The 12,749-nt window shown below is 73.8% G+C and carries 6 protein-coding genes; 3 read left to right on the plus strand and 3 right to left on the minus strand.

What is annotated here, in order from left to right:
• The first annotated feature begins 90 nt into the window (after positions 1 to 90).
• Entirely contained in the window at positions 91 to 5,040 is a 4,950-nt protein-coding gene (locus ACIQUQ_RS24080; protein WP_403979292.1) for an NAD-glutamate dehydrogenase, read from the plus strand.
• A gap of 105 nt (positions 5,041 to 5,145) precedes the next feature.
• On the opposite strand, the gene ACIQUQ_RS24085 is transcribed toward ACIQUQ_RS24080, so the two are convergent.
• Positions 5,146 to 5,913, minus strand: coding sequence for an ABC transporter ATP-binding protein (locus tag ACIQUQ_RS24085; protein ID WP_403979294.1), 768 nt, complete (start codon positions 5,911 to 5,913; stop codon positions 5,146 to 5,148).
• Positions 5,906 to 6,799, minus strand: coding sequence for an ABC transporter permease (locus tag ACIQUQ_RS24090; protein ID WP_403979297.1), 894 nt, complete (start codon positions 6,797 to 6,799; stop codon positions 5,906 to 5,908). The genes ACIQUQ_RS24085 and ACIQUQ_RS24090 overlap by 8 nt, the downstream gene beginning before the upstream one ends.
• A 200-nt stretch (positions 6,800 to 6,999) precedes the next feature.
• Between ACIQUQ_RS24090 and ACIQUQ_RS24095 the strand changes: the two genes are divergently transcribed.
• Complete coding sequence (locus tag ACIQUQ_RS24095) at positions 7,000 to 7,623, plus strand: TetR/AcrR family transcriptional regulator (protein WP_403979299.1); 624 nt, start codon at positions 7,000 to 7,002, stop codon at positions 7,621 to 7,623.
• Between the two features lie 149 nt (positions 7,624 to 7,772).
• Positions 7,773 to 9,269 (plus strand): hypothetical protein, encoded by a 1,497-nt coding sequence (locus ACIQUQ_RS24100; RefSeq protein WP_403979302.1) that lies wholly within the window; start codon positions 7,773 to 7,775, stop codon positions 9,267 to 9,269.
• Positions 9,270 to 9,345: 76 nt separating this feature from the next.
• Here ACIQUQ_RS24100 and ACIQUQ_RS24105 read toward each other — a convergent pair whose 3' ends face one another.
• On the minus strand, positions 9,346 to 12,741 hold the full coding sequence (locus tag ACIQUQ_RS24105) for a CDP-glycerol glycerophosphotransferase family protein (protein ID WP_403979305.1): 3,396 nt from the start codon (positions 12,739 to 12,741) through the stop codon (positions 9,346 to 9,348).
• Positions 12,742 to 12,749: the final 8 nt, after the last annotated feature.

Consider the following 12,749-nt stretch of genomic DNA (forward strand, 5'->3'; position numbering starts at 1 on the left):
CGAACCCGGCCGGGCACCCCGTGCCGCGGCGCAACGCCATTCCTTCCTTCCCCTACGTCACGCAACGGCGCGCGACAGGAGCCAGAGGACATGCAGACCAAGCTGGACGAAGCAAAGGCCGAGCTGCTCGCACGGGCGGCACGGGTAGCTGAGAACAGCCCGGCCGGGGGGCTACTTCCGACTGGGTCCGAGCAGACGGAGCGTCCGGACCGGGACACCCTGCTCTCGTACCTCCAGCGCTACTACCTGCACACCGCACCCGAGGACCTTCTCGACCGCGACCCGGTGGACGTCTTCGGCGCCGCGCTCTCGCACTACCGGCTCGCCGAGAACCGCCCGCAGGGCACGGCGAGCGTCCGCGTCCAGACCCCCACGGTCGAGGAGAACGGCTGGACCTCCAGCCACTCGGTCGTCGAGGTCGTGACGGACGACATGCCGTTCCTCGTCGACTCCGTCACCAACGAGCTCTCCCGCCAGGGCCGCGGCATCCACGTCGTGATCCACCCGCAGGTCGTCGTCCGCCGCGACGTCACGGGCAAGCTCATCGAGATCCTCGGCCCGGACTGCGACGCGCACGGCCCGCGCACCTCGCGCCCGCACGACTCGCTCGTCGAGTCCTGGATCCACGTCGAGATCGACCGCGAGACCGACAAGGCCGACCTCAAGCAGATCACCGTCGACCTGCTGCGCGTGCTGTCCGACGTCCGCGAGGCCGTCGAGGACTGGGAGAAGATGCGCGACGCCGCGCTGCGCATCGCCGACCAGCTGCCCGACGAGCCCACCGCCCCCGACCTGCGCGAGTACGAGCTCGAAGAGGCCCGGGAGCTGCTGCGCTGGCTCGCCGACGACCACTTCACCTTCCTTGGCTACCGCGAGTACAACCTGGTCGACGGCGACTCCCTGGCCGCCGTGCCCGGCACCGGCCTCGGCATCCTGCGCTCCGACCCGCACCACAGCGGGAAGGAGGACGGCCACCCGGTCTCGCCGTCCTTCAACCGCCTGCCGGCCGACGCCCGCGCCAAGGCGCGCGAGCACAAGCTGCTGGTGCTGACCAAGGCCAACAGCCGCGCCACGGTCCACCGCCCCAGCTACCTCGACTACGTCGGCGTCAAGAAGTTCGACGCCGAGGGCAACGTCATCGGCGAGCGCCGTTTCCTCGGCCTGTTCTCCTCGGCCGCGTACACCGAGTCCGTCCGCCGCGTCCCGGTGATCCGCCGCAAGGTCATCGAGGTCCTGGAGGGCGCCGGATTCGCGCCCAGCAGCCACGACGGCCGGGACCTGCTCCAGATCCTTGAGACCTACCCGCGCGACGAGCTGTTCCAGACCCCGGTCGACAAGCTCCGCGAGATCGTCACCTCCGTGCTGTACCTGCAGGAGCGCCGCCGGCTGCGGCTCTACCTGCGCCAGGACGAGTACGGCCGCTACTACTCGGCCCTCGTGTACCTGCCGCGCGACCGCTTCACCACCGGCGTCCGCCTGCGGCTGATGGACATCCTGCGCGAGGAGCTCGGCGGCACCAGCGTCGACTTCACCGCCTGGAACACCGAGTCGGTCCTCTCCCGGATCCACTTCGTGGTCCGCGTCCCGCAGGGCACCGTCCTGCCCGACCTCACCGACGCCGACGCCGAGCGCATCGAGGCCCGCCTGGTCGAGGCCGCCCGCTCCTGGGCCGACGGCTTCCAGGAGGCCCTGGTCAACGAGCTGGGCGAGGAGCGCGCCGCGGAGATGCTGCGCCGCTACGGCGACGCCTTCTCCCAGGGCTACAAGGCCGACCACTCGCCGCGCGCCGCGGTCTCCGACCTCGTGCACATGGAGCGGCTGTCCGCCAGCGGCCAGGAGTTCGCGCTCTCGCTGTACGAGCCGGTCAGCGCCGGCCCGGGCGAGCGCCGCTTCAAGATCTACCGCCGGGGCGAGCAGGTCTCCCTCTCGGCCGTCCTGCCGGTGCTGCACCGCCTGGGCGTCGAGGTCACCGACGAGCGCCCGTACGAGCTGCGCTGCAGCGACCGCAAGAGCGCCTGGATCTACGACTTCGGTCTGCGGATGCCGGCCGGCAGCGGCAACGGCGACCTGGGCGACGACGCCCGCGAGCGCTTCCAGGACGCCTTCGCGGCCGTCTGGACCGGCGAGGCGGAGAACGACAACTTCAACGCCCTGGTGCTCGGCGCCGGGCTGACCTGGCGGCAGGCCGTCGTCCTGCGCGCGTACGCCAAGTACCTGCGCCAGGCCGGCTCGACCTTCAGCCAGGACTACATGGAGGACACCCTCCGCAACAACGTCCACACCACCCGCCTGCTGGTCTCGCTGTTCGAGGCCCGGATGTCGCCGAGCCGCCAGGCCGCCGGCACCGAGCTGATCGACGCGATGATGGAGGAGCTGGACGGCGCGCTGGACCAGGTCGCCTCGCTCGACGAGGACCGGATCCTGCGGTCCTTCCTCACCCTCATCAAGGCGACCCTGCGGACGAACTTCTTCCAGAGCGCGAACGCCGACGGCGAGCCGCACGCCTACGTGTCGATGAAGTTCGACCCGCAGGCGATCCCGGACCTCCCCGCGCCGCGCCCGGCGTACGAGATCTGGGTCTACTCGCCGCGCGTCGAGGGCGTGCACCTGCGCTTCGGCAAGGTCGCCCGCGGTGGCCTGCGCTGGTCCGACCGCCGCGAGGACTTCCGCACGGAGATCCTCGGCCTGGTCAAGGCGCAGATGGTCAAGAACACCGTCATCGTGCCGGTCGGCGCCAAGGGCGGCTTCGTCGCGAAGAACCTGCCGGACCCGTCGGTCGACCGTGACGCGTGGCTGGCCGAGGGCATCGCCTCGTACAAGATCTTCATCTCGGCGCTGCTCGACATCACCGACAACATGGTCGCCGGCGAGGTCGTGCCCCCGAAGGGCGTGGTGCGCCACGACGAGGACGACACCTACCTCGTCGTCGCCGCCGACAAGGGCACCGCGACCTTCTCCGACATCGCCAACGGCGTCGCGGAGTCGTACGGCTTCTGGCTGGGCGACGCCTTCGCCTCCGGCGGCTCGGCCGGATACGACCACAAGGGCATGGGCATCACCGCCCGCGGTGCCTGGGAGTCGGTCAAGCGGCACTTCCGCGAGCTGGGCCACGACACGCAGACCGAGGACTTCACGGTCGTCGGCGTCGGCGACATGTCCGGCGACGTGTTCGGCAACGGCATGCTGCTCTCCGAGCACATCCGCCTGGTCGCGGCCTTCGACCACCGGCACATCTTCATCGACCCGAACCCGGACGCGGCCACCTCGTACGCCGAGCGCCGCCGCCTGTTCGAGCTGCCGCGCTCCTCGTGGGCCGACTACGACACCGAGCTGCTCTCCGCGGGCGGCGGCATCCACCCCCGCTCCGCGAAGTCCATCCCGGTCAACGCCCAGATCCGCGAGGCCCTCGGCATCGAGGCCGGCGTCACCAAGATGACCCCGGCCGAGCTGATGCAGGCGGTCCTCAAGGCCCCGGTGGACCTGCTGTGGAACGGCGGCATCGGTACGTACGTCAAGGCCGGCAGCGAGTCCCACACGGACGTCGGCGACAAGGCCAACGACGCCATCCGCGTCGACGGCGCCGACCTGCGGGTCAAGGTCGTCGGCGAGGGCGGCAACCTGGGCCTGACCCAGCTGGGCCGCATCGAGTTCGCCCAGCACGGCGGCAAGGTCAACACCGACGCCATCGACAACAGCGCCGGCGTGGACACCTCCGACCACGAGGTGAACATCAAGATCCTGCTGAACGCGGTGGTCGCGGACGGCGACATGACCGTCAAGCAGCGCAACAAGCTGCTCGCCGAGATGACGGACGAGGTCGGCCGCCTCGTGCTGCGCAACAACTACGCGCAGAACACGGCCCTGGCCAACGGCATCGCCCAGTCCGCCAGCCTGCTCCACGCCCAGCAGCGCTTCATGCGCCGCCTCGGCCGCGAGGGCCGGCTGGACCGCGCGCTGGAGTTCCTGCCCAGCGACCGGCAGATCCGCGAGCTGCTCAACACCGACAAGGGTCTGACCCAGCCCGAGCTGGCCGTGCTCCTCGCCTACACGAAGATCACGACCGCCGACGAGCTGATCGTCACCGGCCTGCCGGACGACCCGTACCTGCGCCGCCTGCTCTTCGCGTACTTCCCGCAGGCGCTGCGGGACCGGTTCCCCGAGCAGGTCGAGTCCCACGCGCTGCGCCGGGAGATCATCACCACGATCCTGGTCAACGACACCATCAACACCGGTGGCTCGACCTTCCTGCACCGTCTGCGGGAGGAGACCGGCGCCTCGCTGGAGGAGATCGTCCGGGCGCAGCTGTCCGCCCGCGAGATCTTCGGCCTGGCCGAGGTGTGGGACGCCGTCGAGGCCCTGGACAACCAGGTCGCGGCCGACGTCCAGACCCGGATCCGGCTGCACTCGCGCCGTCTGGTGGAGCGCGGCACCCGCTGGCTGCTGAACAACCGCCCGCAGCCGCTGGAGATCACCGAGACCATCGAGTTCTTCAGCGAGCGGGTGGCCACGGTCTGGGCCGAGCTGCCCAAGCTGGTGCGCGGTGCGGACCTGGAGTGGTACCAGCTGGTCCTGGACGAGCTGACCGGCGCGGGCGTGCCGGAGGAGCTGGCCCTGAAGGTCGCGGGCTTCTCCTCGGCCTTCCCGACGCTCGACATCGTCGCGATCGCCGACCGGACCGGCAAGGACGCGCTGGACGTCGCCGAGGTGTACTACGACCTCGCCGACCGCCTGAACATCACCCAGCTGATGGACCGGATCATCGAGCTGCCGCGCAACGACCGGTGGCAGTCGATGGCCCGCGCCTCCATCCGCGAGGACCTGTTCGCCGCCCACGCGGGCCTGACGGCCGACGTCCTGTCGGTCGGCAACGGCACCTCGACCCCCGAGGAGCGGTTCAAGGCCTGGGAGGAGCGCAACGCCGCGATCATCGGCCGCGCCCGGACCACGCTGGAGGAGATCCACGGGTCGGACGACTTCGACCTGGCGAACCTCTCGGTCGCGATGCGGACCATGCGGACGCTGCTGCGCACGCACAGCTGACGCCGGCGGCAACGCCCGTACGACGGAGCGCCCCGGACCTTCGCGGTCCGGGGCGCTCCCGTCGTGTGGGGCGGTCCGGCCGGTCCGGTCGTGCCGGCCCCGCCGTCACTTCTTCCCGAAGGCCTCGTACGCGTCGCAGACCTCCTTGGTCGGGCCGTCCATGCGCAGCACGCCCGCTTCCAGCCAGATCGCCCGGTCGCACGTCTCCCGGATGGTGCCGATGCCGTGGCTGACCAGGAAGACGGTGCCGGCCTCCTCGCGCAGCTCCTCGATCCGCCGCCGGCTGCGGCGCTGGAAGCGGGCGTCGCCGGTGGCCAGGGCCTCGTCGATCATGAGCACCTCGTGGCTCTTCGCGGCGGCGATGGCGAAGCGCAGCCGGGCGGCCATGCCGGAGGAGTAGGTGCGCATGGGCAGCGAGATGAAGTCGCCCTTCTCGTTGATGCCGGAGAACTCCACGATCTCCTCGTAGCGCTCCTGGATCTGCTGCCTGGTCATCCCCATGGCGAGGCCGCCGAGCATGACGTTCCGCTCCCCGGTCAGGTCGTTCATCAGGGCCGCGTTGACACCGAGCAGCGAGGGCTGGCCGTCGGTGTAGACCCGTCCGGCGGCGGCCGGGAGCAGGCCGGCGATGGCCTTCAGGAGGGTGGACTTGCCCGAGCCGTTGGAGCCGATGAGGCCGATGGCCTCGCCCTTGTACGCGACGAAGCTGACGCCCCTGACGGCGTGCACCTCGCGGACGCCGGGCCGCTCGCGGCGGGAGAAGATGCGGCTCAGGGCGGAGGTGGCGCTGCCGCGGCCGCCCCCGGCGCCCTGCACCTTGTAGACCACGTGGACGTCGTCCGCGATCACGGTGGGAATCCTGGGTTCAGCCACGGCCGTACTCCTCTTCCGCCTTCCAGAACCAGACGTAGCCGCCGATCCCCGCGAGCAGCGCCCAGCCGGCGGCGAGCGCCCAGGCGTGGGGCGGCAGCTGGTGGGCGTGGTGGCTGTCGAGCAGGGCGAAGCGCACCAGGTCGATGTAGAGGGCCGCCGGGTTCCACTGGAAGGCCAGCATCACCGCGTGCGGTACGTGGTGCTTCTCCAGTGTGGGCCCGATGTTCCACATCACGCCCGAGGAGTACATCCAGGTGCGCAGCAGGAACGGCATGAGCTGCTGCACGTCCGGGGTCCGGCTGCCGATCCTGGCCATCACCAGCGCGCAGCCGGCGCAGAACACCGCGAGCAGTGCCAGGGCGGGCAGGGCGAGCAGCCAGGACAGCCGCGGCGGCTGGCCGAACGCGAGCAGGATCAGGACCAGCGCGCCCATGGTGACCATCAGCTGCTGGAAGAGCTGGACCACGGCGGAGACGGGCAGTGCCGCGCGCGGGAACTGCAGGGCGCGGACCAGGCCGAGGTTGCCCGAGACGGCTCGGGTGCCGGAGTTGAGGGCGCTGGAGAAGAAGTCCCACACGAACACGCCCGTCACCAGGTACGGGATGAACTGGGGTGTGCCGCTCCGGGTGTTGAGGATGACGCCGAAGACGAAGTAGTAGACGGCCGCGTTGAGCAGCGGGGTCATCAGGTGCCAGACCTGGCCGAGCCTGGCCGTGCTGTACGTGGCGCTCATCCGGGCGGTGGCGAAGGTGGCGATGAACTGCCGCCGCCGGCACAGCTGCCGGGTGTAGGCGAGCAGGCCGGGGCGTTCGCCGCTGATGCGCAGGCCGTGCGCGGCGGCCAGCCGGGCGGCCTCCGGGTCCGGGGGGACGGCGGGGAGTGTCACGGTGCCGCCCGGCCGGCCGGCCGGTTGCGGGGCCGGTTTCGGGGGCGCGGTCGTCAGGCTCACGGGGGAGCTCGCTTTCGAGGGGGAGGCTCGGTCGGCGATGGGACGGACCCGTATCGTCGCTACGTCGAGAGTAGGATGCCCGGACGTCGGAACGCAACCGTATCGTCGTGACGCAGCCCACCGCTATGCTCGTGTGCATGACCAACGAGCCCGCCGCCGCCTCGCCCTCCCGACGCGCGCCCGCCGGAGCGGCCGTGCTCCGCGAGGACGTCACCGAGGCCATCCGGGCCGCGGTCTTCGAGGAACTCGCCACGGTCGGCTTCTCGAAGATGTCGATCGAGGCCGTCGCCCGCCGTGCCGGGGTCGGCAAGACCGCCGTCTACCGCCGCTGGCGCTCCAAGCTCCACCTCGTGCTCGACCTGGTCTCCGCCTTCGCCGCCCAGGGACTGCCCGCTCCCGACACCGGCTCGCTCCACGGCGACGTCCGCGCCCTGCTGGAGGTCACCGCCCACCTCCTGCGCCACCCCGTGGCCTCCCAGGTCATCCCGGACCTCCTCGTCGAGGCCGCCCGCAACCCCGAACTGGCCGAGGCCGTGCGCGGGGTGCTCCTCCAGGGCCAGGAGGGCATCGCCGGGGACATCGTGCGGGCCGCCGTGGCCCGGGGCGAACTGCCGGAGGGCACCGACCCCGAGCGGGCCCTCGACCTCGCCATCGGGCCGCTGTACTGGCGGCTCGTCGTGATCCGCGCCGGACTGCCGGACTCCTACCTGGACGACCTCGCCCACGCCGTGGTGGCCGGCCTGCGGGCGCCCGGCGCCTGACGCGCGGCGGGGGAGGCCGACGCGGTCGCGCCCCGCTCCTGACGGGCCCGGGACACGGGCCGGCCCGAGGGCGCCCGGTGCCTGAGGCGCGCCCCCGGGCGTCACGCGGGATTCACCCGGCCGCCGCCCGGCACCCCGAAACTGGCGCCGTGAGTCTCACCAGACGCTGCGCCCTCGCGGCCCCCGCCGCCGTCGCGCTCGCCGTCGGGGCGTGGGGCCTCGACCGCGGCACCCTGTGGCGCGACGAGGCCGTCACCTGGCAGGTGGCCCGGCGCACCCTCCCGGAGATCTGGCACCTGGTGGCCTCCGTCGACGCCGTCCACGCGCTCTACTACGCCCTGGTCCACGCCCTGTTCGCGCTCGACCCGCACCCCGGCGAGGTCGTGCTCCGGCTGCCGTCCCTGCTGGGCGCGGCCGCCACCGCCGCCCTCGTGGCGGAGCTGGGGGTGCGGCTGGCCCGGCCGCGCGTCGGACTCTGGGCGGGCCTCGCGTACGCCGTGACGCCGCTGGTGAGCCGTTACGCCCAGGAGGGCCGCTCGTACGCCCTGGTCGGCGCCCTCGTCGCCCTCGCGACCGTGCTGTTCACCGCGCGCCGCTGGGGCGGGTACGCCGTCGTGCTCGCCGCCGCCGGGCTCCTGCACGTCTTCGCGCTGCTCGTGGTCCCGGCCCACCTGCTGAGCCTCCGGCTCGCCGGGTACCCGCCGGCCGACCGGCGCCGCTGGGCCGTGGCGACCGGTGCGGCCTGTGCGGCGGTCGTCCCGCTGCTGTGCCGGTCCCGGGGGCAGAGCGGCCAGGTCGGCTGGCTGGAGCGGCCCGGTGCCGAGGCCGTGGGGCAGCTGGTGGCCGCCTTCGCCGGGCCGGTCCCGGCCGTCACCGCCGTGGTGCCGGCCCTGGCCGCCGCCGGGATCTGGGCCGCCCCGCGGGTGGCCGCCGTCGCGGCGCCGCTGCTGCTGGTGCCACCCGCGCTGCTGCTCGGCGTCTCGCAGCTGGAGCCGCTGTACTACGACCGGTACGTGCTCTTCGCGCTCCCCGGGCTGCCGCTGCTGGCCGCGGCGGGTTTCGACGCGCTGCCGGCTGCCCTGTCGGCAGTGCCGTCGCGGTGGCGCGCGGCACGGTCCGCCGAGGCCGCCGCGCCGCCCGCGCGCCGCCCGGCCGCCGTGGCGTACGGACTGGCCGGTGTGCTGCTGGTCGCCGCCGGGTTATGGGCGCAGTACGCCGTACAGGTCCGCCTGCGGACCCCCGAGTCCCGCGGCGACGACTTCGCCGCCGTGGCCCGGGCGGCACGGACGCTGGTCCGGCCCGGGGACGCGGTGCTCTACGTGCCCGACATGGGACGGCGCATCGCCCTCGCCTACCCCGACGGCTTCCGCGCCGCCGCGGACGTGGGCCTGGCCGTCCCCGGACCCCGGTCCGCCACGCTGTACGGGACCGAGACGGACGCAGCCACCCTCGGCCGGCGCCTCGCCCGTCACGACCGCGTCTGGCTCGTCCTCACCAACGAGGCGGCCAAGGACCCGGGCCGGCCGCCGGCCACCCCCGCCGAGCGCGCCAAACGCGCCCTGCTGCGGGCCGAGTTCGCCGAGACGGGCCGCCGCCGGCTGGTGCACGGGCGCGTCGTGCTCGTCCGGTACGAGCGCCTGCCGTGACCCGCGGCCGCCCTGCGTTGACCCGCGGCCGCCCTGCCGTGACCCGCGGCCGCGGTGCCCCGCCCCGCGGCTGCGGTCAGCCCTGCAGCAGCCGGTCCGCCACCCGCTGCGCCGCCCGCCCGTCGTCCAGGTCGCAGTACGCGGCCCGGAACCCCGCGTACGCGTCCGCGTGCCGCGCCCGCACCGCACCCGCCTCCCGCACGGCCGCGCACAGCTCGGCGGTCGTCTTCAGCAGGGGTCCCGGCGCCGTGCGCTCCAGGTCCAGGCTCAGCCCCCGCACCAGGTCCCGGTAGTCCTCCAGGTCGTGCGTGTGCAGCAGCACCGGCCGCCCGGTCAGCGTGAAGTCGCACATCAGCGACGAGTAGTCGGTCACCAGCACGTCCGCCACCAGCATCAGCGCCGCCGGGTCCGGGTGCCCCGACACGTCCCGCACGAACGGCGTACGCGGCAGCGCCGGGCCCGTGGCCAGCGGGTGCCGGCGGACCAGCAGCACGTGGCCGGCGCCCAGTTCGCGCTCGGCCAGCTCCAGGTCCAGGTTCCGCCCCGGATCGAAGCCGAACCGGCCCTCCGCGTGGGCCAGGTGGTCCCGGAACGTCGGCGCGTACAGCACCGTCCGCGCCCCCGGCGGCAGCTCCAGCGCCCGCCGCAGCTCCTCCGCGGCCTTCTCCCGGTCCGGCGCCAGCAGCAGGTCGTTGTGCGGCGAACCCGCCTCCAGCACCTCACCCGTGTACCCCAGGGCCCGGCGCAGCACCCCGGTCGCGAAGGTGCTCGGCGAGACCAGCACCGACCACTGCCGGGTCTGCCGGGGCAGCGCCTCCAGCCTGCGGTGGTCGGCGTACACCCCGCCGGTCAGGTCCGTGCCGACCCGCTTCACCGGCGTGCCCTGCCAGATCCGTACGACCGTCTGCCCGGGGCGCCGCTCGAACCAGTCCGGCAGGTCCGCCGCCGTCACGATCCGGCGGGACCGGGCCAGCGCCTCGTACCAGGCCGAGCCGTGCAGCTCGACGGGGGTGGCCGTGGGCGGCACCGGGGTCCGCTGGTCGTGCGTCACCCACAGGTGCTCCACGTCGGTGCCCCGCCGCAGCAGCTCGGCGTGCACCGCGCGGGCCGCGGGCGAGTCGCCGTACAGCACCGTCTCGCGCAGCGGGCGGGCCAGGTGGGCCGGGTAGTGGGCGGTCTGGAGGATCTGCCGCCGGTATGGGCCCCGCTCGGCCCGCGGCAGCATCGACCCGGAGGTGAGGTGCAGCCGGTCCCCGTGCCGGCGGCTGACCGTGAACTCCCGCCCGGCCGCGGTGAACCGCAGCGGCAGCTCCTGGGCCGGGGCGGCCAGCAGCCGCAGCGTGTGCTCGGTGCCGTTGGCCTCGCGCAGGTACGCCGCCCACTCGCCCTCCCGCAGGGCCCCGCCGCCCGGACCCACGCGCACGGCGAACCGGCCCTCCCGCGGCGTGACCGGCGTGACCAGCTCCTCGTGCAGCGTGGTGTGCCGCAGCACCAGCTCCGCCCCCGCCTCCAGGGCGCAGCTGCCCTCCAGGCACAGCACCGCCCCGTCCGGATCCCAGGAGACGGCCGACAGCAGGGGCCGCTCGGTCAGCTCCAGGGTGAGCCGGCCGTACGGGTCGGTCAGCACGCACAGCGGGTGGCGGCCGGGCGGCAGGGCGGGCGAGGAGGCCAGCTCGGCGGTGGTGCCGTCGGGCAGGACCAGTTCCGCGGCCCACACCTCGCCGTCCGGGGCGCCGACCTCGGCCGGGTCGAGGTGCGGGACGCCGGGGGCCTCGTACAGCAGCGCCGGGTCGACCGTCACGGTGAAGGAACGCCCGTCCGCCGACAGGGGGAAGAGGAAGCCGTCGCCGCCGCGGCGGCACAGCCGCAGGTGGGACGGGACGGTGTCGCCGAAGAGGGTGCCGGAGAGGGTCAGCGCGCCGCCGTCCGGCAGCTCGTGTCCGGTCACCAGCGCCGCGTACGGGCGCACCCGCAGCACCGCGCGGCCCTCGGCGAAGTCCAGGGTGACCCGCGTGCCCAGGCCCCGGTCGAAGACCAGCGGCTGCGCCTGCCCCTGGTCCAGGGCGCGGACCGCCGCCCGGCGCAGGCCGCTGACCACCGAGACGTCCCAGTCGCCGGGGCGCAGGCCGTGCGGGTCCACGGTCATCTCGAAGCCGGAGCCGTCGTAGTCGTGCCGGTTCTGGCCGGACTGCTCGGTGGCCTCCGTGGCCGTCGTGCCGCGGGTGGGGACGAGGCGCAGCGCGCGTCCCGACCGCAGCACCCCGGTGCGCAGCGGCAGCCGGGGGGCGGCCGCGCCGAGGTTGCGGATGTACGCGTAGCCGGTCATCCGCAGCCGGCCGTCGGGGCCCCAGGCCGCGGACAGCAGCCTGGCCACCACCGGCAGGTCGGAGCCGCGCAGCCGGGTCGTGGCGGACGGCAGCGGCACCCCGGGGAAGACCGCGTGCCGGCGGCGGACGTCGAAGGCCGGCCCCTCGGCGATCAGGTCCAGCAGCTCGGGCACCCGCCCTTCCCGGACCAGCTGGTACTGGGCCCGCAGGTCGACCGGCAGGTCCTCGGTGACCGTGGGCCCGGCCCGGTCGAGGAAGGCGGCCGCGCCGGCCAGCAGGGTGTCGCGGAAGTCGGGGCCGCCCGCCGGGAGCCGGCGCATGAAGAACACGAAGTCGTCGCGCAGGCAGGACACGTCGTACGTGCGCCGGTGGCCCGTGGAACCCCCGGCCCGGCCCCTGCGCCCCGCGGAGCCGGGACCCAGCCGCGCCAGGAACTCGCTGATCTCCTCGCAGGCCGCGATCCGGTCCCGCACCCCTGCCACGTCCGTGCCCCGCCGGGTGACCGAACCCCCGCGCACCCGCCAGTAGTAGACGTGCCCGTGGAGCACGTCCACGGAGTCCGCCAGGAAGTGCGCGGGGATGGTGACCGGCGCGTCCTCGTACAGCCGCCCCTCCGGGAAGGCGAGCTGGTGCCGGTCCCAGAAGGACCTGCGGAACACCTTGTTCCAGGCCGTCCGGTCCGTCAGCAGCTCCCACCTGCGGGTGATGTGCGTGCCCTCCAGGTCGCCGCCCAGCCACCGGTAGCGGCGGAACTGCTCGCGCTCGCGGCCCCGGAGCCGCCACACGTTGCCGGTGGCGAAGTCCGAGCCGGTCCGCTCCAGGCTGGCCAGCATCCGCTCGTACGCGTCGGGGGCGACCAGGTCGTCGCCGTCGACGAAGGTCAGGTACGGGACGCCCGGGCTCGTGTGCCGCACCCCGGAGTTGCGGGCCGCCGCCAGGCCCGCGTTGGGCTGCCGCACGTACCGGAAGCGCCGGTCGCCCGCCGCGAACGCCTCCGCGATCCGTCCGCTGCCGTCCGTGGACCCGTCGTCCACCAGCACGGCCTCCAGGTCGGAGGCCGTCTGCGCGGCGACCGACCGCAGGCAGGCGAGCAGGTACGGCTCGACGTCGTGGACCGGGATGACAACGCTCAGGCGGGGCTTCACAGGTGGCG

Origin of the sequence: Streptomyces sp. NPDC101118 (genome assembly GCF_044759445.1) — a bacterium.
GTDB lineage: Bacteria > Actinomycetota > Actinomycetes > Streptomycetales > Streptomycetaceae > Streptomyces.